This is a genomic window from Pseudomonas sp. TE12508 (assembly GCF_056279485.1).
On record NZ_JBWCCN010000020.1, the window covers coordinates 78,375 to 103,767 of the forward strand.

At 58.5% G+C, this 25,393-nt stretch carries 22 protein-coding genes; 8 read left to right on the forward strand and 14 right to left on the reverse strand.

Translation table 11 applies throughout. From position 1 onward, the window contains the following. Nucleotides 1–128: 128 nt before the first annotated feature. Nucleotides 129–896: a DODA-type extradiol aromatic ring-opening family dioxygenase gene (locus tag ACZ9IM_RS25170; protein ID WP_476225252.1), complete on the reverse strand. Its 768-nt coding sequence runs from the start codon at nucleotides 894–896 to the stop codon at nucleotides 129–131. Nucleotides 897–999: 103 nt separating this feature from the next. On the opposite strand from ACZ9IM_RS25170, the gene ACZ9IM_RS25175 reads away from it, so the two are divergent. Then, nucleotides 1,000–1,656: a thiopurine S-methyltransferase gene (locus tag ACZ9IM_RS25175; RefSeq protein ID WP_476225254.1), complete on the forward strand. Its 657-nt coding sequence runs from the start codon at nucleotides 1,000–1,002 to the stop codon at nucleotides 1,654–1,656. Between the two features lie 175 nt (nucleotides 1,657–1,831). Here the strand turns inward: ACZ9IM_RS25175 and htpX are convergent, their stop codons facing one another. Together htpX and ACZ9IM_RS25185 are read right to left on the reverse strand one after the other, a co-directional pair. Next, nucleotides 1,832–2,719, reverse strand: coding sequence for a protease HtpX (htpX, locus tag ACZ9IM_RS25180; RefSeq protein ID WP_008075669.1), 888 nt, complete (start codon nucleotides 2,717–2,719; stop codon nucleotides 1,832–1,834). 317 nt (nucleotides 2,720–3,036) lie between these two features. Continuing rightward, nucleotides 3,037–4,248, reverse strand: coding sequence for a pyridoxal phosphate-dependent aminotransferase (locus ACZ9IM_RS25185; RefSeq protein WP_427624379.1), 1,212 nt, complete (start codon nucleotides 4,246–4,248; stop codon nucleotides 3,037–3,039). 225 nt (nucleotides 4,249–4,473) lie between these two features. On the opposite strand from ACZ9IM_RS25185, the gene msrB reads away from it, so the two are divergent. From msrB to ACZ9IM_RS25200, 3 genes are all read left to right on the forward strand, one after another. Beyond that, nucleotides 4,474–4,869, forward strand: a complete 396-nt coding sequence (gene msrB, locus ACZ9IM_RS25190; RefSeq protein WP_476225257.1) for a peptide-methionine (R)-S-oxide reductase MsrB — start codon at nucleotides 4,474–4,476, stop codon at nucleotides 4,867–4,869. Between the two features lie 133 nt (nucleotides 4,870–5,002). Then, a complete protein-coding gene (locus tag ACZ9IM_RS25195; RefSeq protein ID WP_008075665.1) occupies nucleotides 5,003–5,488 on the forward strand; it encodes a glutathione peroxidase in 486 nt (161 codons plus the stop codon). Continuing rightward, the gene (locus ACZ9IM_RS25200; protein ID WP_038982224.1) at nucleotides 5,485–5,946 is read left to right on the forward strand and encodes a MarR family winged helix-turn-helix transcriptional regulator; all 462 of its coding nucleotides are present in this window, start codon (nucleotides 5,485–5,487) and stop codon (nucleotides 5,944–5,946) included. Before ACZ9IM_RS25195 ends, ACZ9IM_RS25200 begins: the two co-directional genes overlap by 4 nt. Here ACZ9IM_RS25200 and ACZ9IM_RS25205 read toward each other — a convergent pair. Further along, nucleotides 5,930–8,251, reverse strand: coding sequence for a hybrid sensor histidine kinase/response regulator (locus ACZ9IM_RS25205; RefSeq protein ID WP_476225260.1), 2,322 nt, complete (start codon nucleotides 8,249–8,251; stop codon nucleotides 5,930–5,932). The genes ACZ9IM_RS25200 and ACZ9IM_RS25205 overlap by 17 nt on opposite strands. A 153-nt stretch (nucleotides 8,252–8,404) precedes the next feature. Between ACZ9IM_RS25205 and ACZ9IM_RS25210 the strand changes: the two genes are divergently transcribed. Both ACZ9IM_RS25210 and ACZ9IM_RS25215 read left to right on the forward strand, forming a co-directional pair. Then, nucleotides 8,405–9,295, forward strand: coding sequence for an ATP-binding protein (locus ACZ9IM_RS25210; RefSeq protein ID WP_123497579.1), 891 nt, complete (start codon nucleotides 8,405–8,407; stop codon nucleotides 9,293–9,295). Beyond that, nucleotides 9,292–9,774, forward strand: a complete 483-nt coding sequence (locus ACZ9IM_RS25215) for a GAF domain-containing protein (protein WP_008075659.1) — start codon at nucleotides 9,292–9,294, stop codon at nucleotides 9,772–9,774. Before ACZ9IM_RS25210 ends, ACZ9IM_RS25215 begins: the two co-directional genes overlap by 4 nt. On the opposite strand, the gene ACZ9IM_RS25220 is transcribed toward ACZ9IM_RS25215, so the two are convergent. The 9 genes from ACZ9IM_RS25220 to ACZ9IM_RS25260 all read right to left on the reverse strand — a co-directional run bounded on the left by ACZ9IM_RS25220 (nucleotide 9,775) and on the right by ACZ9IM_RS25260 (nucleotide 21,708). Beyond that, nucleotides 9,775–12,720, reverse strand: coding sequence for an HD domain-containing phosphohydrolase (locus ACZ9IM_RS25220; RefSeq protein ID WP_476225263.1), 2,946 nt, complete (start codon nucleotides 12,718–12,720; stop codon nucleotides 9,775–9,777). 49 nt (nucleotides 12,721–12,769) lie between these two features. Next, nucleotides 12,770–16,414: a transporter substrate-binding domain-containing protein gene (locus ACZ9IM_RS25225; protein ID WP_476225265.1), complete on the reverse strand. Its 3,645-nt coding sequence runs from the start codon at nucleotides 16,412–16,414 to the stop codon at nucleotides 12,770–12,772. An 8-nt stretch (nucleotides 16,415–16,422) separates the two neighbouring features. Next, nucleotides 16,423–17,049, reverse strand: a complete 627-nt coding sequence (locus ACZ9IM_RS25230) for a response regulator transcription factor (RefSeq protein WP_095634681.1) — start codon at nucleotides 17,047–17,049, stop codon at nucleotides 16,423–16,425. A 256-nt stretch (nucleotides 17,050–17,305) separates the two neighbouring features. Then, the gene (locus ACZ9IM_RS25235) at nucleotides 17,306–17,710 is read right to left on the reverse strand and encodes a response regulator (protein ID WP_427624310.1); all 405 of its coding nucleotides are present in this window, start codon (nucleotides 17,708–17,710) and stop codon (nucleotides 17,306–17,308) included. Between the two features lie 169 nt (nucleotides 17,711–17,879). After that, nucleotides 17,880–19,211 (reverse strand): deoxyguanosinetriphosphate triphosphohydrolase, encoded by a 1,332-nt coding sequence (locus ACZ9IM_RS25240; RefSeq protein ID WP_008075647.1) that lies wholly within the window; start codon nucleotides 19,209–19,211, stop codon nucleotides 17,880–17,882. A 166-nt stretch (nucleotides 19,212–19,377) separates the two neighbouring features. Beyond that, a complete protein-coding gene (locus ACZ9IM_RS25245) occupies nucleotides 19,378–20,541 on the reverse strand; it encodes an EAL domain-containing protein (protein ID WP_476225268.1) in 1,164 nt (387 codons plus the stop codon). 123 nt (nucleotides 20,542–20,664) lie between these two features. Next, nucleotides 20,665–21,006, reverse strand: coding sequence for a hypothetical protein (locus ACZ9IM_RS25250; protein WP_218397486.1), 342 nt, complete (start codon nucleotides 21,004–21,006; stop codon nucleotides 20,665–20,667). Continuing rightward, entirely contained in the window at nucleotides 21,003–21,392 is a 390-nt protein-coding gene (locus ACZ9IM_RS25255) for a phage holin family protein (protein WP_367372439.1), read from the reverse strand. Before ACZ9IM_RS25255 ends, ACZ9IM_RS25250 begins: the two co-directional genes overlap by 4 nt. 1 nt (nucleotide 21,393) lies before the next feature. Then, nucleotides 21,394–21,708, reverse strand: coding sequence for an ElaB/YgaM/YqjD family protein (locus ACZ9IM_RS25260; protein WP_427624314.1), 315 nt, complete (start codon nucleotides 21,706–21,708; stop codon nucleotides 21,394–21,396). A 306-nt stretch (nucleotides 21,709–22,014) separates the two neighbouring features. Here ACZ9IM_RS25260 and ACZ9IM_RS25265 point away from each other — a divergent pair, with 306 nt between their 5' ends. Continuing rightward, nucleotides 22,015–23,223: an ammonium transporter gene (locus ACZ9IM_RS25265; protein ID WP_476225270.1), complete on the forward strand. Its 1,209-nt coding sequence runs from the start codon at nucleotides 22,015–22,017 to the stop codon at nucleotides 23,221–23,223. 1 nt (nucleotide 23,224) lies between these two features. On the opposite strand, the gene ACZ9IM_RS25270 is transcribed toward ACZ9IM_RS25265, so the two are convergent. Beyond that, nucleotides 23,225–24,937: a cation:proton antiporter gene (locus ACZ9IM_RS25270; protein ID WP_476225271.1), complete on the reverse strand. Its 1,713-nt coding sequence runs from the start codon at nucleotides 24,935–24,937 to the stop codon at nucleotides 23,225–23,227. 207 nt (nucleotides 24,938–25,144) lie between these two features. Here ACZ9IM_RS25270 and ACZ9IM_RS25275 point away from each other — a divergent pair, with 207 nt between their 5' ends. Further along, entirely contained in the window at nucleotides 25,145–25,387 is a 243-nt protein-coding gene (locus ACZ9IM_RS25275; RefSeq protein WP_032835369.1) for a glutaredoxin family protein, read from the forward strand. The last annotated feature ends 6 nt before the right edge of the window (nucleotides 25,388–25,393 follow it).

The window sequence follows — 25,393 nt, forward strand, 5'->3', positions numbered from 1 at the left end:
TTTTTTGCCTGTTGTTGATCGTTCCCACGCTCTGCGTGGGAATGCAGCCCGGGACGCTCCGCGTCCCAGAAGCGGACGCAGAGCGTCCATTGATTCATTCCCACGCAGAGCGTGGGAACGATCAAGTGTCAGCCAAAGCGATAAATATCCATCCCCAACGCCCCCATGGTGAAACCCTGGTGCGCAATGCTGAACTCACCCCCAGCCGCGCGGGCAAAGTACAGCGGCAGCAGATGTTCGTCGCTCGGATGGCTGCGCACAGCATTCGGAGCTTGCTGACGATAGTCGTGCAACGCGGCTTCGTCGTTCGCTTCGAGCTTCTCGATCATCCAGTCGCGGAACGCCTTGGCCCAGGGTTCGACGCTTTCCGGGCCGGCGTGCCAGTCCAGTTCGCGCAGGTTGTGGGTGATGCTGCCGGAGCCGATCAACAGCACGCCGTGCTCGCGCAGGCTGGCCAAGGCATGGCCGACGCGAGTTTGCAGGACAGGGCCGCCACGTGTGGGCAGCGAGACCTGCACCACCGGGATGTCAGCCTGCGGATACATCAACGACAAGGGCACCCAAACGCCATGATCGAACGGTCGCTGGGTGTCGATGCGCGCCGGCAGGCCATCGGCCTTCAGCAGCTCGACCACCTCCGCCGCCAGTTGCGGATTGCCGGGGGCCGGGTATTGCACCTCGAACAAGGCCTGGGGAAAGCCGCCGAAGTCGTGCCAGGTTTCAGGCTGTGGGTTGCCGCTGACCAGCAGTTCGCTGCTTTCCCAGTGCGCGGAAACTATCACGATGGCTTTGGGTTTCGGCAATGCGGCGGCCAGACGCGCGAGGGCCGGCCCGCTGGCGCCCGGTTCCAGGGCTAGCATCGGAGAGCCATGAGAGATATACAGGCTGGGGAACATGAATGAGCTCCTGAGAGTAAGATGGCACCATCTTCAGTCAGATCATTGATCTAAATCTAATATAAGTTTTAGGGTCTTTTGATCGAATTTTTCGGGGTTAATTATGCAGCCGGAGTTTTGGCACAAACGATGGGCGTCGAATCAGATCGGCTTTCATCTGCCGGAAGTGAATCCACATCTGCAACGGTTTTGGCCAGCGTTGGGCCTGGAAGAGGGCGCTCGCGTGCTGGTGCCGCTGTGTGGGAAAAGTCTGGATCTGTTGTGGCTGGCGCACCTAGGTCATGAGGTCTTGGGAATTGAGCTGTCGGAAAAGGCCGTGGAGGATTTCTTCGCTGAGCATCAATTTGACCCGGACATCAGTGAACAGGGGCCGTTCAAGGTCTACCGTGCCGGTTCAATCGAATTGTGGTGTGGCGATTTCTTTGAGTTGACGGCAGGCGATGTGGCCGACTGCAGTGGGTTGTACGACCGTGCGGCGTTGATTGCCCTACCGCCGGCGATGCGTGAGCAATACGCGGCTCATCTGATTCGGATTCTGCCGAAGGATTCTCTGGGGCTGTTGATTACCCTGGATTACGATCAGGCGCAGATGGACGGGCCGCCGTTTGCGGTGCTGGATGATGAAGTGCAGCGGTTACTGGGCGCTTCGTGGGAGTTGAAGATTCTGGAAGACCAGGACGTCCTGGGTGAGAGCTGGAAGTTTCTTGAGGCCGGTGTCACAAGGCTTGAAGAGCGGGTGTATCGGGTTTCCAGCCGATAGATTTGTAGTGGTTGTACCGGCCTCATCGCGAGCAGGCTCGCTCCCACATTAGGCAGCGTCGCTCCACTGTGGGAGCGAGCCTGCTCGCGAAGGGGCCAGAATGAGCACCACACATTCAAACAGACAAAAAAAGGCCCGCAATCACTGCGGGCCTTTTCTTTTGGTGCGGAGCCTGTCAGCCCCGACGACGCAATGCGTCGATGCGCTCTTCCAGAGGCGGGTGGCTCATGAACATACGGGCGAACCCTTGTTTGAGACCACCGTTGATGCCGAAAGCATTCAGGGTGTCCGGCATGTGCACCGGCAACCCTTGTTCTGCACGCAGACGCTGCAGGGCACCGATCATTGCGCTGGTACCGGCCAGGCGTGCACCGGCATCATCGGCACGAAATTCGCGCTTGCGCGAGAACCACATGACGATGGCGCTGGCCAGGATGCCCAGGACCAGTTCAGCGAAGATGGTCGCTACGTAGTAGGCGATACCTTGGCCTTCTTCGTTCTTGAAGATCACCTTGTCGACAAAGTTACCGATGATCCGGGCGAAGAACATCACGAAGGTGTTCACCACGCCCTGGATCAACGCCAGGGTGACCATGTCGCCATTGGCCACGTGGCCGATTTCGTGGGCCAGAACGGCTTTCACTTCATCCGGCGAGAAACGCTCGAGCAAGCCCTGGCTGACCGCGACCAGTGCATCGTTCTTGTTCCAGCCGGTGGCGAAGGCGTTGGCTTCATAGGCCGGGAAAATCCCGACCTCGGGCATCTTGATCCCGGCTTCGCGGGACAATTGCTCGACGGTTTGCAGCAGCCATTGCTCGTGCCGGGTGCGCGGCTGGCTGATGATCTGGGTGCTGGTACTCATTTTCGCCATCCACTTGGAGATGAACAGCGAGAACAGGGAACCGGCGAAACCAAAGACCGCACAGAAAATCAGCAGCTGATTGAGGTTGAGATCAACCCCATTGGCCGCCATGAACCCGTTGAAGCCGAAAAGGCTCAGGGTGATGCTGGCAATCAGCACGACCGCCAGGTTAGTGGCCAAAAACAGCAAAATGCGCATCATGGTTGTAGAAATCTCCTCGTGCTAAATATGTAGCGTACTGCGGGGTATATAAGGTGCCGCACCGGGGTATTCAACCGAGTGACTATTTCAAACTGTGTCCTACAGCAACAGTCTAGCTGCTTGAAGGGTATTTCCGACGTCGACATGGGAAACGGTTGTCAGCCAATTAGCGTGGCAGGCCCCCGCCGTTGTTAGGCGCGGGCATTAAACGTGTCGTCCGTCAGCGCTTGAAACAACGATGCAAGGTGGGGGGCACAGATGTGTTGCTGAATTAATCACCGTGCGACTTTAACCCGCGTCGCACGGTGACAGAGCACTTACTGGCGATAGGATTTGAGGAAGTTGCCGATCCGGCCGATTGCCTGATCCAGGTCGTCGAGCCGTGGCAGGGTGACCACACGGAAGTGGTCCGGCCATGGCCAGTTGAAGGCCGTGCCTTGTACCACCAACAGCTTTTCGGAGAGCAGCAGGTCGAGCACGAATTTCTCGTCGTTGTGGATTGGGCAGACTTTCGGGTCGATCCGCGGGAACGCATACAGCGCGCCCATCGGCTTGACGCAGCTCACGCCCGGAATGTCGTTCAGCAGTTCCCAGGTACGATTGCGCTGTTCCAGCAGACGCCCTTGTGGCAGCACCAGATCGTTGATGCTTTGATAGCCGCCCAGCGCGGTCTGAATGGCGTGCTGGCTCGGCACGTTGGCACACAGGCGCATGTTGGCCAGCATGTCGATGCCTTCGATGTAGCTTTGGGCATGATGTTTCGGGCCGGAAATGGCGACCCAGCCGGAACGGAAACCGGCCACGCGATAGGACTTGGACAGACCGTTGAAGGTCAGGCACAGCAAGTCCGGCGCCAGTGAAGCAGTGCAGATGTGCACGGCGTCGTCGTACAGGATCTTGTCGTAGATCTCGTCGGAGAACACCACCAGATTGTGCTGACGGGCCAGTTCCAGCATGCCCAGCAGCACTTCCTTCGAGTACACCGCACCGGTCGGGTTGTTCGGGTTGATGATCACCAGCGCCTTGGTGTTCGGCGTGATCTTGGCCTTGATGTCGGCCAGGTCCGGCCACCAGTTGGCCTGCTCGTCGCACAGGTAATGCACCGGGTTGCCGCCCGACAGGCTGACTGCGGCAGTCCACAGCGGATAGTCGGGAGCCGGCACCAGCACTTCGTCGCCGTTGTTGAGCAGGGCCTGCATCGACATCACGATCAGCTCGGAAACGCCGTTGCCCAGGTAGATGTCTTCGATGCCGACGCCTTCCACCTGTTTTTGCTGGTAGTACTGCATCACGGCCTTGCGGGCGCTGAACAGGCCCTTGGAGTCGCTGTAGCCCTGGGCGGTCGGCAGGTTGCGGATCACGTCCTGAAGGATTTCATCCGGCGCTTCGAAACCAAAGGGCGCCGGGTTGCCGATGTTCAGCTTGAGGATGCGATGGCCTTCCTCTTCCAGGCGTTTGGCGTGCTTGAGCACTGGGCCGCGAATGTCGTAGCAGACGTTGGCGAGCTTGTTCGATTTGCTGACCTGCATGGCGATGTGTTCCCGATAATGAACGATCCAGGCGGCGTATGAACGACCGTACTGGGAATCCTGCGTATTCACACAGGCCTGACGCCTTGAGTCGCGGCACTCATAATCCGTTTGAATGCGCGTGGTCTGGCTGCCAGACTGGCGTTTGACGAGGCGCAATCATACGTGCCGCCCGATCCGTGGAAAAGGTACAGATCGGGCTTTTTCAGTTGCTGAGGTGTGATCATGGAAAAGTTGGAAAAAACCCTGGAAGAATGGCGTGAAATGCTCGATCCGGAGCAGTACAACGTTTGCCGCCTCAAGGGCACCGAGCGGCCGTTCTCCGGTAAGTACAACGACAGCAAGATCGACGGTGTTTACCACTGCATCTGCTGCAATGCGCCGCTGTTCGACTCCAAGACCAAATTCGATTCCGGCTGCGGCTGGCCGAGCTTCTACGCGCCGATCGGCGACAGCGCGATGGTCGAGATCCGTGATGTCAGCCACGGCATGATTCGCACTGAAGTGGTCTGCGCCAAGTGCGATGCGCACCTTGGGCACGTGTTCCCGGACGGTCCGCCGCCCACCGGCCTGCGTTATTGCATCAACTCGGTGTGCCTGGACCTCGTTCCCCGCCAATAATCTGCGCAGGGGCGCGGATGTACCCCGCCCCTACGATGAGAATCGTGTGCGGGTCTCTATTGATTTATTAAATTGCACGCAATTCAATTGCTCGCTATGTTTGGTCTTTGTTCTTCCACTCGGAGTTCGTGCCATGAGCGACAACCTGTTGAGCATTCCTTGTACCACCATCAAGGGCGAGCAAAAGACCCTGGCCGATTTCGCCGGCAAAGCGGTGCTGGTGGTCAACACCGCCAGTAAATGCGGGTTCACCCCGCAATACAAAGGTCTCGAAGAGTTGTGGCAGACCTACAAGGATCAAGGCCTGGTGGTGCTCGGCTTTCCCTGCAATCAGTTCGGCAAGCAAGAGCCGGGCAACGAGGGGGCGATTTCCGAGTTCTGCGAATTGAACTACGGGGTGAGCTTCCCGCTGTTCAAGAAGATCGAAGTCAATGGTGCCGGCGCCCATCCACTGTTCGTTCAGTTGAAAAAACGCGCACCGGGCGTGCTGGGATCCCAGGGCATCAAGTGGAACTTCACCAAGTTCCTGATCGGCAAGGATGGCAAGTTGGTCAAGCGCTTTGCTCCGGCGACCAAGCCGCAGGACCTGAGCCGCGAGATCGAAGCCCTGCTCAAATGAACACGTTGTCAGTTGATTCGCTGAAGCTCGACAGTCAACTCTGCTTCAAGCTGTACGCCGCATCGCGGGCGGTGATCCGAGCCTATAAGCCGATGCTCGATCAGTTGGGCCTGACCTACCCGCAATACCTGGCGATGCTGGTGCTGTGGGAATGGCAGGAGGCGGCGCCGGAGCAGCCGACGGTCAAGGCCTTGGGTGAGCGCCTGGCGCTGGATTCCGGAACCTTGACGCCGCTGCTCAAGCGGCTTGAGCAACTGCAACTGGTGCAGCGTCAGCGTTCGGCGCGCGACGAGCGTGAGGTGCACTTGAGCCTCTCGCCCGCCGGCAAGGCTTTGCGCGATCAGGTCGGGCCGCTCAAGGCCCGGCTGTTATGCGATAGCGGCGTCGATCTGGATCGCCTGAATGATCTGCGCGATGGCCTCGATCATCTGCTGGGGCAAATCAAAGCGCTGTCGTAGCAGGTATCCACAAGTCGAGCAAGGCAGCCAGTTCTTCCCGGCGGAAAGGTTTGGCCAGGTAGTCACTCATGCCCGCCGCACGGCAGCGTTCGCGCTCTTCGGACATGGCGTTGGCGGTCAGGGCGACGATGGGCAGCTGTGGCCAGCGCCCGCTGCGACGAATCTGCCGACTGGCTTCATAGCCATCCATCACCGGCATGTTGCAGTCCATGAGCACCAGATCGAATTCGCTCTGCTCAAGCTGATCCAGCGCTTCGCCGCCGTGGGCCGCGACGCTCACCTCGCAACCGAGTTTTCCGAGCATGCCCTTGGCCACCAACTGATTGACCGGGTTGTCCTCCACCAGCAGGATGCGTCCGCGTCGCAGGGGTGAGATGGCTTCGATCCGCGCCCCGTTGATGGTGGTGAGTTCCGGCTGCAAGATCCGCCGCAATGTCTGGTAAAGCGCATTGCGCGCCAGAGGTCGCGCCTGTTGCTGCAAGGGCGCGAGGGCGTTGACTTGGTCGCTGGGCAGGAAACTCCCATAGGCGGTCACCAGCAGAATCGGCGCGGTGAAGGTAGGACGCAGGCCAAACAGGCATTCGGGGCAGTCGGTGATCAGCACATCCGGCTCCAGCCCGATCAACCGGTCATCGATGGAACGCTGTTGATAGTCGAGCCCCCAGCTGGGCAGCAGACTGTTCAGCAATTCCGCCAGACCGCTGCTGGCGGCGGTGATCGCGACGATGTTGCCCCGCAGTGCGGCCGGGGAAATGGCCCGGGTATGGCAGGGCAGGGGCAGGTCGGCGCAGAACTGGCTGCCGAAGCCCGCTTCCGAGCTGATCGTCAGACGCCCTTGCATGGCTTCGCAGAGGCTATAAGTCAGCGCCAGGCCCAACCCGGTGCCGCCGAATTGCCGGGTAATGCCGGCACCGGCCTGGGTGAAGGGCTGGAAGATTTTCACCTGCGCGTCCTGGGCGATGCCGATGCCAGTGTCGCAGACTTCGATTCGCACACCGTCTTCGAACGTTGAAAGACGCACATCGACCCGTCCGAAACGGGTGAATTTGAGAGCGTTGGACAACAAGTTGCTGACGATCTGCCGGACCCGGGTCGGATCACCGAGCACCAGAGCGGGAAATTGCGGGTCGATCAGGCATGCCAGCTCGACACTGGGCGCGGCGTTCTGGGACAGCAGGTTGGCGGTGTCTTCGATTAGCGAACCAAGGTCGAACGGAATGTGTTCGAGTTCGAGCTGGCCGGCATCGAACTTCGACAGGTCGAGAATATCGTTGAGCAGTTCCACCAGCACTTTACCCGAGTCATGGGCGATGGACAGCTGTTGCTGCTGCTCGGCATTGAGCGGGCCGTCCAGCGAGAGCGCGATCATCCCCAGCAGACCGTTGAGGGGCGTGCGGATTTCATGACTCATGTTGGCCAGGAACACCGAGCGCGCTTCGGCCATGTCCAGGGCAGTGCTGCGGGCGATTTCCAATTCTTCGTTGGATTGGCTGAGGCGGGTATTGATCGCCTTGAGTTCCGCGGTGCGGGCCGAGACGATGTTTTCCAGTTGCGAGAGGTAGTCAGTCAGGCGGTTTTCGGCGTTGCGCCGTTGCTGGATTTCGGTGGCGATATTTTCGAACTGCTGATTGGCGACCTCGACCAAGACCCCGATTTCATCGTTTTCATGCCCCGTCGGACACTCCAGCAACGTCGGTTCCGCGCTGCGCGGATCACGGCCACTGAGTTCGCGGATAACCCGCACCAGCGGTTTGGTCAGCATCACATAAAACAGCGCTAGCAGAATGCCCGTGAGAATCAGGCTGCGCGCGAAGCCATTGAGCAGGGTCACTTCGGCCCGGCGCAGGAAACGACTGCCGAAGGTGTAGGTATCGACTTCCAGTTGCAAGGTCCCGAGGGATTCGTCCGGCAAGTGGTCGAGGTAAAGGCGGTCTGCGAACTGCCGGTTGGCGCCGAACAGGAAGTCGCTGATCATCCGGTCATTGTTTTCCAGGCCCGGACGTTTGACGCTGGCCAGCACGGTATTGTTGTTGTCGGTCAATTGCGCGCCGATGATTGCCGGGGAACGCAACAGACCCAGGGCCAGTTCCTGAGCGAGTTCGGCATCGATGTTGTAGGCGATGCGAGATGCGGGGTTATGGCTGATTTCCAGCAAGGACAGTATTTCGCGGTTGATGGAGGCGTCTTCGCTGGCATAATCGATGCCTATTTGCAGCAGGCTGAGCAGCGTGCCCAGAATGAAACCAGCCAGCACCGTAATCCTGGCTTGTTTGTACGACAGCCGGTGGCTGAACTTGATATCCATGGGATGTTGAACCACTTCCGTTTCCCTTCGCTGCTCAAGCATAGTCGATCATCAATGGATACCGATGTTCTGGCAAAACACTTGTAGGGGGGTAGTCGCTGTGTTTCGTCGCTGTATCGCCATCATTACCTTGAACGTGCCCGAGGAGAAGACGTGGATTCCCGATTGAATGCTTTTCTTGAACGCGCCGATGCCGTTCTGGCCCGTATCGAGCCGCTGCTGCCCGCGCCTCGGCAAACCATCGACTGGGCGCACTGCCTGGCCGCACGCTGGCAGCGTGAGGGACGCAGCGGTTTTCTGTTGCCGCTGCAAGTCAGCCTGGACACGCGTTTGTCCGACTTGATCGGCGTTGACCGGCAACTGGAGCAACTGGGCCGCAACACCCGCCAGTTCCTCGACGGCATGCCGGCCAACCATGCTTTGCTCTGGGGCTCGCGTGGCACCGGTAAATCGTCGTTGGTGCGTGCCTTGCTGTCGGAACACGCCAAAAGTGGCTTGCGGCTGATCGAGATCGAACGCGATCACCTGGCGGACTTGCCACGCGTGGTTGAGCAGATCGCCAAGTTGCCTCAGCGCTTTGTGCTGTTTTGCGATGACCTGTCGTTCGAGTCGGGCGAGGGCGATTACCGCGTGCTCAAGAGCGTGCTCGATGGTTCGCTCGAACAGGCGCCAGATAACGTTCTGCTGTACGCCACCTCCAACCGTCGCCATCTGGTGCCGGAAAAGGAAAGCGATAACGAAAACTGGAAAAGGGTCGATGGCGAACTCCATCCCAGTGAGGCGGTGGAAGACAAGATCGCGCTGTCGGACCGTTTTGGTCTGTGGCTGTCGTTCTATCCGTTTACTCAGGAGCATTTCCTCAACGTAGTCGAACACTGGATCGGCCAATTGGCCGACAAGGCCGGCCTTGAGTGGCAGCGTGACGAAGAGCTGGACATCCTCGCAGTGCGCTGGGCCACGGGCCGGGGCAATCGCAACGGACGTTGCGCGTATCAATTTGCCCGCTATTGGGTCGGGCTGAAGCTGTTGGAGCACAAGGCATGATCGATTTACAAAAGAGCGGCCAGGGCCTGGAGGGCTACGGCATGCTGTGGGCGCAGCTGGAATCACTGCTGGCAGACGAGCGTGATTTTATCGCCAACGCCGCACAATTTTCGGCGTTTCTGTTCAACCAGCTCGATGACCTGAACTGGGCCGGTTTTTACCTTAATCGCAACGAAGAACTGGTGCTTGGCCCGTTTCAGGGGCAGATCGCCTGTGTACGAATTCCATTCGGTCGCGGTGTGTGCGGGGCGGCAGCGGCCACCTTGCAGACTCAACGGGTCGAAGATGTACATGCGTTCCCCGGGCACATCGCGTGCGACAGCGCCTCGAACAGTGAGCTGGTAGTGCCGCTGGTCAAGGACGGTCGACTGATCGGTGTGCTGGACCTCGACAGCCCGAAACTCGCACGTTTTACCGCTGAAGATCAGGCCGGTATCGAACAACTGGCGGCGATCTTCCTGCGTCTGACTGATTGCTGATCAGGCCTTCAAGCCGGCCTTGATCAACAGGCTTGACAGGTCGACCGCATCAATCTGTCGTGGGTCGAGAAAACGGTTGGCGTACTGCAAGTAGACTTCGTCGTTGATGAACAACCCGAACAACTCAGCGTCAATGTGGGCGTCACGGCACATGGTGGCCATGATGCCCAGCGCTTCGCTCAAGGACTTGGCTTTCTTGTAGGGGCGGTCGGCGGCGGTCAGCGCTTCGAAGATATCGGCAATCGCCATCATCCTCGCCGGCAAGCTCATGTCTTCGCGCTTCAATCGTTTGGGATAACCGGTGCCGTCCATTTTTTCGTGGTGGCCACCGGCGATCTCCGCGACGTTATTGAGATGGCCGGGGAAGGGCAGGTGACTGAGCATCAGAATCGTCTGCACCATGTGGTGATTGATGATGTAACGCTCCTCGCGGGTCAGGGTGCCTCGGGTGATGCTCAGGTTGTAGAGCTCGCCCCGGTTGTACTTGTAGCGTGGCACGTCGAGCTTGAATCCCCACGGATTGTCGGCCGGAATCAGTTCACTGTCGGCGCGTTCGATCAGGTGTTCGGGTTTATCCGCCAGCAGTGGCTCGCTGACCGGCAGAGTCGGCGGCGGGGTCCGGGCCTGACGACGGTTCTCTTCCCACGAAACCCCCAGTCGATCGTCCAGGGTTCGGGTCCAGGTGCGTTGGGCGATGGTGTTCAGGCGTTGCAGATCGGCCTCGGCCATGGCCTCGCTGCCAAGATTGCAGCGGGCAATGAACGCGAAATCATCATCCAGCGCCGCCAGGCTCGCATGGCGCAATTGCGCCAGATGCTTCTCGTCACCCCCCAGGGCGATGGCCTGCCAATAGTTGATCCAGGCATCACGCTTGAGCACTTCGAACCGTGTGCGGATTTCGTGGATGCGGTCGTTCAGGGTCTCAAGCTTCGTGGCTTTGTCGACCACGTATTCAGGCGTGGTGATCTTGCCGCAATCATGCAGCCAGGCGGCGATGTGTAGGGCTTCCCACTCATCTTCGGAGGGTCGATAGCTGCTGAAGGCCGGGGCCTGACTGGCTGCGGCCGCCTGCGCCAGCATCAGCGTCAGTGCCGGCACCCGTTGGCAATGACCGCCGGTATAGGGACTCTTGGCATCGATCGCGCCAGCCAGCAGTTGAATAAAAGAGTCCAGCAGCTGCTTCTGTTTGGCTTGCAGGCGCTGACTTTCGATACTCACGGCGGCTGCACCGGAAACCGCCTGGAGAAACGCGATGCGGTCCGGGCGAAGTTTTTCCAGGTCTTCCTGCGTGCCGCTGTCTGCCAGCAGCAGGATCAGCAGGCCGACGGTTTCGTTATGGCGATTGTGCAGCCGGATACCGATCAGATGAACCCTGGGGCACTCCAGTGCGAGCAAAACCTTCTGCAAATCTCCCGCCTCTTCGAACCCCAGGCTGGTGACGACATTGTTGGCGTTCGACAATTTCTGCATCCATTGAGGGCTCTGCGGGTCCTGAAGCGTGTGTCCTTGAATGGCGAATGACGGCAACGCCTGTGAGCTGCCATGGATGACCAGCGCATGAGGCTCCACGCGATCGTCATCACTTTCCCGCAGGTAGAGCAGACCGGCCTGGGCCTGGCCGATCTTTACGGTTTCAAACAACACCCGTTGCAGCAGCGGGGCAAAACGGGTCTCGGCGCTCAGGCTGTCGGTAATCTGGAAAAAACTCGCCAGGGTGTCTTTCATGCGCGCCATCGACACGCTCAGTTGGTCGACTTCAAGCACCGGCGAGCGACGGGAGGCCGGAAAGTTGAAATCGAAACTGCGAATCGCATCGGCTTCCTGCACCAGGGCGCGCAAGGGTTTGACCAGGATTCTCGAGGTCAGCCAACCCATCGGCAGGCACAACAGCAGCGTCGCCAGGGTAATCAACGCGCCTTGCCAGCGCATACGGTAGGCATCGACGAGCAATTCGTCCTCCGGCACCAGTAGCGCCAGTTGCAGTCCCTGCGGGCCACCCTCCTGGATGCTGCTGCGCGCCACGATCCATTGACGGCCCGCGGTGTTCAGGCGATTGACCTCGGAGGGGCTGGTGAGCAAAGCCGCGAGCGTGGGGCTCAGATCGGCGGCTTTGATCAACCGGGCGGTCTGGTCGTCGACGATCAGCTTGCTGCTGTCGGGGTAAGCGATGGCATTGCCCTGGGCATTGAACAGCACAATTTCGGTACTGGGGGTCACCACATGTTCGGCCAGGGTCGCGGACAGTTCAGCCAGCGTGAGGTCGGCCCCCATCACTGCATGCTCGCCACTGCGCCGGGCCAGTGTGGTGCCGACGTTGTGAGTGGAGAAAAAAAGGTAGGGCTCGGTGGTGATCTGATCATGGTTGCCGAGGGCACTGGAGAACCAGGCGCGGGTACGGGGATCGTAGGTCTCGTCGGGGTTGTCCTGGCGGCTGACAAGGGCCAGGTTCTGATCGAAAAACAATGATCGGGAGCGGATCTGGCCGGCGCCTGGGTGTTCGATGCTCCACACCTGATACGCCGCCGTGGCCGGTGCCTTGACCTGTGTTTTCAGGGTAACGGTACGCAGGGGGCGAACCATGAAGAAGTCGCCATTAGCGTAGCCCAGGTACAGCGAGGCCAGATCGGGATTGTCCTTGAGCGATTGGCTGAAGGGCTTGAGCAACGCCAGGCGTTGCTCAAGGTCAGGCGCCTGGGTCGCCGGGTTGTCCGCCAGCAGGTTGAGCAGATGACGAATCGGCTGATAGGTGCGATGCAGGTCCAGACGGACATCCTGCTCGATGCGGTTGAAGAGTTTTTCGCTGCTGGAAAGGATGATCTGGGTGGTTTGCCGATAGTTGAAAATACCCAGTACCACCCCGGTCAGTAACAACAGGAAGGTGAACATCACGCTGATATGGATGTGCAGAGGAAACCGGCGTTGATCCGGGCGCAGTGGGCTGGGCATTGCAGCTTTCTCCATGATGATTAACACACTGCTCAGCCCCCAAGCATAGTTAATGCTCCTTCATTGTGCTTTTGTCATGGCGTGCCATCTGTTGTTGCAATGATTGCTCCAGTTCGAGCATGGCGCGCTCCATGGCCTTGCTGCAATCGGCCACTTCATCGTGGTGGAGTCTGTTATTGCAGGCCTGTTCGAGCGCCTCGCAGCTGTCGATCAGTCGGCAGGCCTGGACGATTCGGGCCGCGCCCTTGATTTTGTGGGCAATGTCGAGGAGTGATTGCCGGTCCTTTGACTCGGATAACGCCAGCAGCGCTTTGCGGTCCAGGCGGGTGCTGTTCAGCAGTTCGGTCAACAATCGCTGGTTCAGTGTCGGGTTGCCACCGGTCAACAGGTGCAGCCCCTCCAGACTGAAGGCCGGTGCGCGGACCGTCGGCGTGATGCCTTCGACCCTCTGGCTCAAGGCCGTCAGGCTGAGAGGTTTGAACAGGCAATCGTCCATCCCGGCCAGTTTGCAGCGTTGTCTTTCCTCCGGCTGTGCGTTGGCGGTGAAACCCAGAACGGTACAGGGAGGGCGTTGCAGGTGCTGTTCATGTTGGCGAATGGCCCTGGCCAGCTCATATCCATTCATGATCGGCATGTTGCAATCGGCAATCACCAGGTCGAATGGCTGACTCTTCCAGGCTTCGAACCCCGCCTCGCCATCCGCTGCGACGTTGAACCGATGCCCCAGAAACTCCAGTTGCTGACACATGAGCAAGCGATTGGCCGGATGATCATCGACCACCAGCACGTTCAAGGGGGTAGTGCTTGGCTGGATTTGCGGCTCGACAGATTCCGGCATCCGTTCCGTCGGCAGGGTGGCCAGGTTCAGCGAAATGCGGACCTTCGTGCCGACTCCCGACTGACTGTTCAATTGCAGGCTGCCGCCCATCATTTCGCACAGATTGCGACTGATCACCAGGCCCAGCCCCGCACCGCCTCTGGCTAACTGGCCGGAGTTATCGGCCTGGACGAAAGGCTCGAACAACCGCTGTTGATCCTGCTCGCTGATTCCTGCGCCACTGTCTTCCACCAGTAGCTGCAACTGGACCCGGTCGGGCTCGTCGGTCGACTGCAACTCGACGCTGATCCTGACCTGGCCCTGTTGCGTGAACTTGATGGCATTGCTGATCAGATTGGACAGCACCTGCTTGAAGCGCATCGGGTCCAATACGACATCGGTGGTCGGTTTGGCAGGGCTGAACTCCAGTTGCAGTCCGAGATTTTTCTGCCGGGCCAGCCCATCGAAAATCCGCACCACCGAGGCTACGGTTTCAGCCAGATTGACGCGCTCCGGGCTCAGGTTCAGACGCCCGGATTCGATGCGCGCAATATCAAGAATGTCCCCGATCAGTTCCAGCAGGTCTTTCGCCGAGTGGTACGCGACGTCAATGGCGGGGCGATCCGGATGACTGTGATCGATACGTTTGAGCGTCAGTTCGAGCATGCCGATGATTGCATTCATGGGCGTGCGGATCTCATGGCTCATGGTCGCCAGAAAGGTGCTTTTAGCTCGGTTGGCAGCATCGGCTTGTTCCTTCGCGGCCCGTAGTTCATCGAACAGTTGCCGGCGTTCGCTGATGTCGATCCAGCCGCCAATGATGCCCTGCACGTCACCGCTCGAGTCGCGATAGGGAAGAATCCAGTGATAGATCGTCAGCTTGCGGTCTTCGATGTGCAACGGACGGTCGAGAATCAGCGGCGTTCCCTCGGCCATGACGCGCTGGTAGTCCGCCTGATATTCCCGTGCTTCGAAGAGGTTGCCGAGGGTGCCCTGTATGACACCTTTACCGATGATGTCTTCGCGTTTCGCGCAGAAGGTTTCCAGATAACTGTCGTTGCAGCTTTGCAGCAATCCCTGGCGATCACGCACGTAAATGGGATGAGGCGTGCCATTGACCAGCGATCGCATGAATTCCAGTTGATCGTTCAATGCGCGCTCGGCCGCCTGCCGCTGTTTGATCTGGCGCCTCATATAGGCGTTCCAGGCAACGGATATCAGCAGCAACACGCCGGCGCCTATAACGATCTGATAGAACACGCGATGATAGTTGCGCCAGGTACTTTGCGAGACTGCTGAATAGCCGCGCCAGCGGTTGTTGATGATGCCCAGCTCTTCGGGGGCGATGCTCAGCAGCGCCTTGTCGAGGATGGCATTCAGTTCCTTGGCGTCGCGCCCGGTCGCCAGGGAAAACGCTGCCTGTCGGGTACCGATGGTGGTGCTGATCTGAAGTGTCTGTTCGAAGATCCGCGATGAAATGAAGTAGTTGGCGGTCACCAGTGAGTTCACCGCACCTTCTGCCTGGCCCTCGGCGAGCAACTCAACGGCACTGAACGTGTCCGGGGTCTCAACCAGGTTGATTCGCGGAAACTCGCTGCGCAGGTAATCCACCAGTGGGTTGCCTTGGGCGATGGCCAGGCGTTTGTCCTGCAATTGCGTGAGGTTTGTCGGGCTGTCGGCCGCTTTGCGCGTCAGCAGCACAAAGGAGTTTTCCAGATAGGGACGGCTGAAGCTCAACGTCGTTTCACGTTGAACGCTGGGGAGCAGGGCGGCGATCAGGTCGGCCTGATGGTTGGCGATTTGCTCGATCATCTCGTCATCGCTTCGGCTGCGCTGGATGTCGAAACGCAAACCGGTGCGCAATCTGATCAGCTCGAGCAGATCAGCCGTGACGCCCCGAAAGTTGCCGTCGCTGTCGAAAAACGTCAGTGGCGCAAACGCTTCATTGACCACGACGCGCACGACTGGATGTTGTGCCAGCCAGCGCTCTTCACGGTGGCTGAGTTGCAGCTTGTGATCGGTGAGAAGAATGTCGCTGCCGGCACTCCAGCGTTTGGCAATGTTTTCTCGCTCGCTGGTGGGGATGGCCTTGAGTACTGCGTTGATGATAGCGAGCAGATCCGGATTGTCCTTCTGCACGGCAAAGCTGAAACCATGGGCTTCGTGTTTACCGAAGTTGGCCATGCGGATGTTGTTCAAATACCCCTTGTTGATCATGTAGTGGGTTGAAATGGTGTCGCCGAGAAAAACGTCGGCCTGGTCGAAGGCAACCGCATTGATTGCATTCTGGTAGGACGGGTAAGAGGTGATGATTGCCTTCGGATACAGCGCCCTGACTTCGTCCAGAGGCAGATAGTGATACACCATGCTGAGCCGCATGCCGGCAAGTCCATCGGTCAGCGATCTGGTTTCTCCTTCTCGTGTCACCAGTACAGGTTGATCCACCGCATAAGGCGTGGATAGGGCAATGTCGGCATTGTCGGCCTCGAACCCATTGGCGGTGCCAAGCATGTCGACCTGGCCTTTTTCCAGCGCCTCGATCGCGGCCCCTCGGGAGGCGAAGCGCTGAACCTTGACCGGCAACCCTATGGCCTTGCCGAGGATGCCTGCGTAATCGGCGGTGAAACCTTCATAGTCGTGGCCGCTGAGGGTCAGGTCGAAAGGAGGATAATCCGGGGCCGATGTACCCAGGATCAATTCACGTTTGTCTTTGACCCATTGTCGTTGTGAGGTATCCAGCTGGACTTCCATGTGCCCGGCCGTTGAACGACTGAGCAGGGTGTAGTGTTCGCTGGCTGTCTGAGCCGCGAGTACTGAAGTGCTCAGGCATAAACCCGCGGCCATGAGTATCAGACAATCCTTGAAACGGCTGGGCATCCTGTTTCTCACACTAACGCGTTACGTTTTGCCATATCGATGAGTTCAACCAGGGATTTGGCCTTGAGTTTCTGCATCAGTCGTTTTTTATAAGTGCTGACCGTCTTGTTGCTGAGAAACATGCCCTTGGCAATTTCTTTGTTTGTACGGCCCTGGGCGAAAAGTTGTAATACCATCAGTTCTCGATCATTAACGGATTTGAACAATTCCAGGTCGGCCCAGCGCACGTCGTCACGACGAACAGGGTTCAACGCTTGACTGGGGAAGTAGTTGTAACCAGATAAAACTGCTTTGATCGCACTCATCAGTTCACTGAGGTCTTCCTGTTTGCATACATAGCCCGATGCACCGGACTGCATGCAGCGAATACCGAAAAGTGTCGGGCATTGTGCAGTTAATACCAGTGTTTTTAACGGTGTGCTCATGGCATTGAAGCGGGAAAGAACTTCCAGCCCATCCAGTTTGGGAATGCTGATGTCGAGGATGATCAGGTCAGGCATGCATTCGCGAACCATCTGCATTGCATCGACCCCATTGTCAGTTTCGCCGACGACTTTGTAACCTTCATGTTCCAGCAGCATTCGAACCGCAAGGCGGATGACAGGGTGATCGTCGACAATAAAAACGGAGTTCATAATCAATTCCCATACGTGCACAAATAATGCGCGCACCTTAGCTCAGATAGTTATGGGGCCGCATGAACTGAGGGAGCTATAGCGGCAATATAGGAAAAGTCCTACAACTGAAGAAGAATGGGACTACGTATCAACTAGGTTTTGCATGAGGAAAGGCGAAAGTTTGGTAGGACTAGTCAAGCGATTGAAAGCATTGAGCTAGAGGTCTGAATCTATACGTTGTTCATTGTTTTAGTGTGTTTGGGTTTTTGTGTTTTTATACGGAGGCCAAGGTCAATAAGTTTCTGAAGTCTGATTGTTTCAATGGTTTGATCAAGTAACCGAGCAAGGGTAATCCATGGTCGTAGGCCATTACTTTAAGTTTGTCCAGTTCGACGGATGTCAGGCTGCTCAGAAGTATTGCCTGCCTGATCATCCCCCGGTGACTGGCGTATTCGATCAAATCAAGGCCTGCAAGGTCGGGCAGGCATTGGTCGCACAGAAGAATGTCGAACGGTTGTGCAGCCTTGAGCATTTGTTGCAAGGCGCCTCTGGCACTGTCAGTGGCGGTCAGTTGGGTGAAGCCAAAACTCTCGAGCAGGTACTGAGTCGCCCGTAGCTGAAAGGGATGATCTTCCACCAGCAAGATGCGCCAATCATGTTTGAACATAGGAGCTTTCATGAGTCATCTGTCGAGCAAAGGGAGTGAGATTATTTCGCGAGATGGCCGAACAATCGATCAGTCCGCTCCGCACAAGGTGTAGGGCGATTCTGTCGACGTTGAAATACAGATGAATGTCGAGAATTCGATCAGCCGCTCAGAGCTCTCTGACAGGCTGATCGATACGTTTTTATCGGTGGCTTGAACGCCCGGTCATTTCCAGCGCCATTTCACCGGCATAGCTGTCGGTCATGCCGGCGATGAAATCAATCATGCGCAAGAAGGAGGTGTGTAAAGGGCCGTGAGGATCGGGTGCATTGTTGCCCAACAGGTCGAGTATGCGGCGGTGCTTGAAGGATGGCGTACGGCCGTTGTGTTGCTCCAGCGCTGCGCCGCAAAAGGCGTTGAGCAGGATTTCCAGGGTGGTGTAGGCGCCTATTTCGTGGAGTGTCTTGCGCTTGTCCTGGAAGATTTTTTTGCGCGCCATGTCCTTGGCATTCAAGACGCAACGTTTGGCGGGGCCGTGCATGTGTTCCACCAGGTCGCCAGCCAGCGTGCCGGCCAGCAGCGCGTCCTGTTGCTCGACGAACGCCCGGGCTGCTGCGTTGGTCAGGTGTTCGATGGCTTTGCCCCGCAGGATCGCCAGTTTGCGCCGACGCGAATCTTGCGGGCCGAGCTGGCGGTAGGTTTCCGGGAGATCGTCGCCCACCAGGTCCAGCAGCAGGGACTCGACTTCGGCGTACTCCAACAGGTCCATCTCCAGGCCATCTTCCAGATCGATCAGCGCGTAGCAGATGTCGTCGGCGGCCTCCATCAGGTACACCAGCGGATGGCGCGCCCAGCGTTGTTCGTCCAGTTGGGGCAGACCGAGCTTGTGAGCGATCTGTTCCAACAGTGGCAGTTCGCTCTGATAACAGCCGAACTTGTGCTTCTTGTAGCCCAGTGAGTCGGCGTGCCGGGCAGTCCACGGGTATTTGAGGTAGGTGCCCAGCGTGGCGTAGGTCAGCCGGGTCCCCCCTTCGAACTGGTGGTATTCAAGCTGGGTAAGTACCCGGAAACCTTGGGCATTGCCTTCGAAATTGAGGAAGTCGTTGCGTTCGGCTTCGCTCATCGCATCCAGCCAGCCACGGCCGGCGGCCTGCTGGAACCAGTGGCGGATCGCGTCTTCACCGGAATGACCGAAGGGCGGATTACCGATGTCATGGGCCAGGCAAGCCGATTGCACCACCATGCCCAGATCGCTCGGTTCGCACCAGTCGGGCAGGGCGCTACGGATGGTTTCACCGACACGCATGCCCAGCGAACGGCCGACGCAGCTGACCTCCAGCGAGTGGGTCAGGCGCGTGTGGATGTGATCGTTGCTGGAGACCGGATGGACCTGGGTCTTGCGCCCGAGACGGCGAAATGCGCCCGAGAAAATGATGCGGTCGTGGTCTTTATGGAAAGGGCTGCGGCCGAGTTCTTCCGGGCTGTGCACAGGCTTTCCGAGGCGTTCGCGGGTGAGCAGGGTTTGCCAATCCAAGGCTGGTTTCTCCGTCAGGTGACTGATCCCCTAGCTTCCCGGTTCGCGCCGATACCTGCAAGAGGAACCAGGGTCTGTTGACGTATGGTGACGACCGCGACGGCGGCCCACTTGCCTCGCACAAGTTGGCACAGCAACGCGGTTCGCCACCATACGTCAACAGACCCTAAAGCCCCGCGGCATCGATATCGATGAGCAGCAGTCGCTCGCCGTTATCGAAGAATTGCCCGGCGGTGAGGCAGTACTGATTGCTGGTGGCATCGCGGTAGGTGTTGGAAAGCGTCAGCCGGCGCTCATCCCAACCCTCGGCCAGCAAGTGATAAAAGTAGGGGCGCCATGACCAGTTATGGCCCAGGTAGCGGTTATCGGCTTCCCAGCCGTTGTTGCGCCATTCCAGGTTGGGGGTCAGCTGCGTGCCGTGGCGGTCGCATTGATAAAAGCGCAACAACCAGGGAAACGCTTCCAGTTGCGGCAAGGTGCTGAGGGGCGCGCTGGCTTGAGCCCAGGCTTGCAGGATGGTCATCAGTTCGCTGAGTTGCTGGCGCATGATCATCAGGCGAGCGCGCTCAGCCAGTTTTTGCTGAACATAGCGCTGACGCAGTTGCGCGAAGCGCTCGACAAAGGCATCTGTGGCGAAGAAATCAGCTTGTGCACGGGCGAACAGAAAGCCCTGTACGTAGCGTGAACCACACTCCAGGGCAAAATGCAGTTGAGCTTCGGTTTCCACGCCCTCAGCGATAATCCAGCAACCGGTTTTCTCCGCCATTTGCGCCAGTGCCTTCACCACCTCGCTGCTGGGGCCTCCCAATGCGGCGGCCTGGAACAATCGCATGTCGAGCTTGAGAATGTCCGGTTGCAGGGCCAGCACGCGATCGAGCTGAGAGTAACCGGCACCGAAATCATCAATGGCGATCCGCGCCCCGGCTTGTCGGTAACGGGCCACGACTTCGGCAAGACGCTGGCTGTCACCGCCCAGTTCGGTGATCTCAAAGACGATTCGTTGCGCGTCGACGCCATGCCTGCTCAGCTGCTTGAGGCTTGGCAGTGCCTGGTCCCGGTGCAAGCGACTGATCCAGCGGGGCGATATGTTGAGGCTGAGAAACCAGTCCGGGGGCGCTTCATGCAGACGGCTCAGCGCATCATCGCGAATCTGGCGATCAAGACGACGCAGGGCGATGGCGGGGGTTCGCGGGTCGGCGAACAGCGGTCCTACCGAGGTCAGTTGACCGTCGGCCTGACGCAGTCGACCCAGCGCTTCGACGCCAGCGATGCGGCCCGTGGCGGTATCGATGAACGGCTGAAAGCAGGCGAGCGGTTGCCCGTCGATCACGAGGCCTCCTTAGTAAGGTTTTGTTCTGGGTAACCCTGGACACCAAGCAGGCACGCAGGATTAACCTCTCAATAAAGAGGTTAATCCTGGTGGTGTTGCAAGAATGCAGCCAAACAGGACTGATTAGTGTTTGCGCGAAGAGTTCTGCATGATCAGCTTGATCAGTGGCCCCAGCGTGACGCCCAGGCGAGCCAGCCGAGTCAGGCTGCCGATACCGCCACCCTTGGCACCCTTGCCGGTCAGAAAGCCCAACCCGATCACGGCCGCGATGCCCCAGAGCGGGGCGTGTTTGATGCCGAGACCGTCTTGCAGGTTTTGCGTCATGCCACGCACCCGTTGCAAGGGATGCAGCAGCTGTTGGGATTCGTGGCGAATTTCCTGGCGATGCATTTCCATGCGCAGGCGAATCAGCGCCTTGCGCATTTCCGTGCGCGAGCTGTTGCGGGGAAGTTCAGACAGGCTCATGGCAACAGACGCTCCCGATCATTGGCCAACTCTTCCAGAGTGCCGTGGAAGGGCGAGGATTCATCGAAAATCGCTGCTCTCAAGCGCATCGCACAGAACAACGCGGCGAGGGTATAGAACACACAGAGCCCGATGATTGCTGCCAGGCGATAGGTGTCCCAAAACAGGATCAACACCAGCGTCGACAAGCCCACCAGCAATAACAAGGCAAAGACCAGCGTCAGGCCTGCAAACAACAACAGGCTTACCGTGCGTGCTTTTTGTTCCTGCAATTCAATGCCAAACAGTTCGACATGACTGTGCAGCAGTCCAAGAAACGCGGCACCGAGGCGCCGCGGGGATGAGCCGGTGCCCGTCGCGGACGGGTCGGATTCGCCGATCGCCATATTAGCGCCGAGTGGCCAGCAGGCCGATCAGGAACCCCACGCCAGCCGCGATCCCGATCGATTGCCATGGGTTGGCCTGGACGTAATCTTCCGTGGCGGTGACAGCGGCTTTGCCTCGCTCGCGCACAGAGTCTTCGGTCAATTTCAGGGTTTCCCGCGCGCGCAGCAGACTGTCATGGATCTGCTGGCGCAACTCATCGGCTTGATCGCCAGCCAGGGATTTGGTGTGTTCCAGCAACCTTTCAGTGTCGGTGACCAGTGTCTGAAAATCTTCCATCAAAACTTCTTGAGCAGTCTTTGCTGTGGTGCGTGCCATTGGTGATCTCCGTGAGTGGCTACTGAAGCGTTCGAGTATGAGCCTTGCGTGAAGGTTCAGTACAAATGACTGGTACAACTTTTGCTATGTCGTGGTGCGTCAGCCTGCGTCGTTGCGCTGTTGCTGGGCATGATTTCAGGAAAACCTTAACTCAAATAATCAAAACTCGCGCAAAGGTTCCGTTCTTGTGCGCCAAAGCGGTTCATCCGGATCAGCGCTTCAGTCTGGATCGGCTGCAACTTGGTGCGTCAGCCTTCTGCGCGAACTGCTTTGGTGCTTTTTTTCAGCCTTCAGGTCTGCCAATCCATGGAAAATCTGCAAAGTGCTGTGGACAGTCTGGTCCATAGCTCCAACACGTTGTTCATCCTTATCGGTGCGGTCATGGTCCTGGCCATGCACGCCGGTTTCGCCTTTCTCGAGGTGGGTACGGTTCGACAAAAAAACCAGGTCAACGCTTTGTCGAAGATCCTCAGCGACTTCGCCATTTCGACCCTGGCCTACTTCTTTATAGGCTATTGGATTTCCTACGGAGTCACTTTCATGCAGCCGGCGGCGGTGATCACCGCCGATCATGGCTATGGGCTGGTGAAGTTTTTCTTTCTGTTGACCTTTGCTGCGGCGATACCGGCAATCATTTCGGGAGGCATCGCCGAGCGCGCCCGGTTCGTCCCGCAGTTGTGTGCGACGGCGCTGATCGTGGCGTTCATCTATCCCTTCTTCGAAGGCATGATCTGGAATGGCAACTTTGGTTTGCAAGCCTGGTTGCTGGAACGCTTCGGTGCCAGTTTCCATGACTTCGCAGGCTCTGTGGTGGTTCACGCCATGGGTGGCTGGCTGGCACTCGCGGCGGTGTTGTTGCTCGGCCCAAGGCAAGGTCGTTATCGCGATGGACGACTGGTGGCATTCGCACCGTCGAGCATTCCCTTTCTGGCGTTGGGTTCCTGGATTCTGATCGTTGGCTGGTTCGGCTTCAACGTAATGAGCGCTCAAACACTGCAAGGGGTCAGCGGGCTGGTCGCGGTGAATTCGTTGATGGCGATGGTCGGCGGCACCGTGGCGGCGTTGATCGTCGGGCGCAATGACCCGGGCTTCCTGCATAACGGCCCATTGGCCGGACTGGTGGCGATCTGCGCCGGATCGGATCTGATGCACCCGGTGGGCGCGTTGGTGACCGGTGCCATCGCCGGGGCACTGTTTGTCTGGTGCTTTACCGCCGCCCAAGGCAAATGGCATATCGATGATGTGCTGGGCGTCTGGCCTCTGCATGGGCTGTGTGGTGTCTGGGGCGGGATCGCTTGCGGCATCTTTGGTCAAACCGCCTTGGGTGGTTTGGGGGGCGTGAGCCTGATCAGTCAGTTGATCGGCACTTCTCTGGGTGTGATCGTGGCGCTTGCCGGCGGTTTTGCGGTGTATGGCGTAATCAAGGCGTTCCATGGTCTGCGCCTGAGCCAGGAAGAGGAGTATTACGGCGCGGACTTGTCGGTGCACAAGATCGGTGCCGTGAGCCAGGATTGAATCAGCGTTCCTCATCGTCGGCACCGGGGTAAAAGCCGTGCAGCAGGCGATAGCGGTCACGCCGTACCTGGTCGACCCGGTCTCGCACCTGCTGGCCGGGTATGCCCAGCATGATCAGCGCGTGGGAGACGAGCATCAGGCTCGACTCCAGCAACTCGGGTACGACTTCGCTGGCACCGGCCGCCTTCAACTCTGCCAACTGACTGTCGTCCCGTGTGCGCACCAGGATCGACACACTCGGGTTGAACCGGCGTGCCTCCTTGAGTATCAACAGTGCGATGTCCGTCTGATCCACGGCGATCACCAATAGTCTGGCGCGTTCCAGCCCTATCGCCACCAGCAGTTCGCCGCGACGTGAATCGCCGTAATGGACGCAGTTTTCATTGACGGCTGCTTCCTGAACCCGCACCGGGTCGGTATCCAGCGCAATGTACGGTTGATCTACATTACGCAGGACGCGCCCGATGGACTGACCTACGCGGCCATACCCACAGATCACCACGTGATTGTGCAAGCCAGCGTTGAGTGCGCTGATTTTTTCGAGTTCGGCTTCTTCGTTGGGCTTGTGGTGCAGGCGTGTGGCGATGTGGGGAGCGGCGCGCAGCAGTAAAGGCGTCACCAGCATCGAGCAGAACGTGGCGGCTAGCAGCAGGCCACCGAAGTCGGCGGGCATCAGTTTGTTCTGCTGCATTTGCGTCATCAGGGCAAAACAGAATTCACCCCCTTGAGCCAAGGCCAGGCCGCTGCGCCAGGCGGTTTCGACATCGCTGCCGCGCCATTTGACCAGCAGCGCGACCACGGTGCCTTTGATCAGCAGTAATCCCAGCGTCAGTCCGAGAATCAGCAAGCCGTGGCTGGCAAACAAGCGCAAGTCGATCAACATGCCGATGCTGACGAAGAATACCCCGAGCAGAATGTCGCGAAACGGACGGATGTCCGCCTCGATCTGATGTCGGTAGTGGCTTTCCCCCAGTAGCATGCCGGCGAGAAAGGCGCCCAGGGCTGGGGAGAGGCCGAGCAGGTGAGTCAGCCAGGCCGTCAGCAGAACGATCACCAGCGCCAACAGCACGAACAGCTCGGCGGACCGGGACGCGGCGACTTCATGAAACAGCCGTGGCAAAAACCAGCGACTGACCAGCAGCAGACCGACGAACAGCACGATCGTCTTGCCCAGCGTCAATGGCAGAGCCCAATACCAAACCTGGTCGCTATTACCGGCGAACACCGGGACCAGAGTCAGTAGCAAAACAGCGACCACGTCCTGGAACAACAGCACGGCGATGGCATTCTGGCCGTGGCGGCTGAAAAGCTCACCGAGGCTGCTTAACTCCTTGCTGACAATGGCAGTGGACGACAGCGCCAAACCGGCACCGAGTAACAGTGCAGGCGTGGTTGGCATGCCGAACAGCATCAGCAACACCCCCAGCGCGACCCCGGAAACCAGCACTTGCAGGCTGCCCAGGCCAAACACCACTTGGCGCAGGGCGAGCATTTTCGACAGGGAAAATTCAAGCCCGAGAGAAAACAGCAGGAACACCACGCCCAACTCGGCAAGGTCGGGCAACTCTTCGCTTTCATTCACCCAGTTGAACGCGGTCGGTCCGATCATCAGCCCTACGCACAGGTAACCCAGCACCGGAGGCAAGCGCAGGCGCTGGAACAGTGCAATCACTACCAAAGAGGCGGTGAAGATGATCAACAGATTGGCGAACACAAAAATCTCCGGTGAGGGATCTGGCTACTCAAGCGTAGAAGTAAAAAAGATGCGAGCATCGCGCAAATGGCCGTTAAGGCGAATGATGTGCGTCAGGAGTTTGCCGAAATCTCTTGAAATGCCATTGCTCAGACAGATAGGGCATCGGCTCGACTGCTTTTGATCGCGGGCCTAGAATGAGCGCTTACTTCGATGGGTCTTGTCGTCATGCCTCCTGAATGTCAGTTGTTCGGCACCGTTGGTTGCCATCTTTGTGAAGTCGCCGAAGCCATGCTGATGGAGTTTGTCGAGCGTGGTCTGTTGGTGGAGCTGGTGGATATCGCTGACGATGAAACCTGGTTCGAAGCTTACAGTCTGCGTATTCCGGTGTTGCGACGGGTCGATACCGGCGCTGAGTTGGGCTGGCCGTTCGGTGCCGATGAAGTGGTGGCGTTCCTGCGCGAACCCTGACGCTGC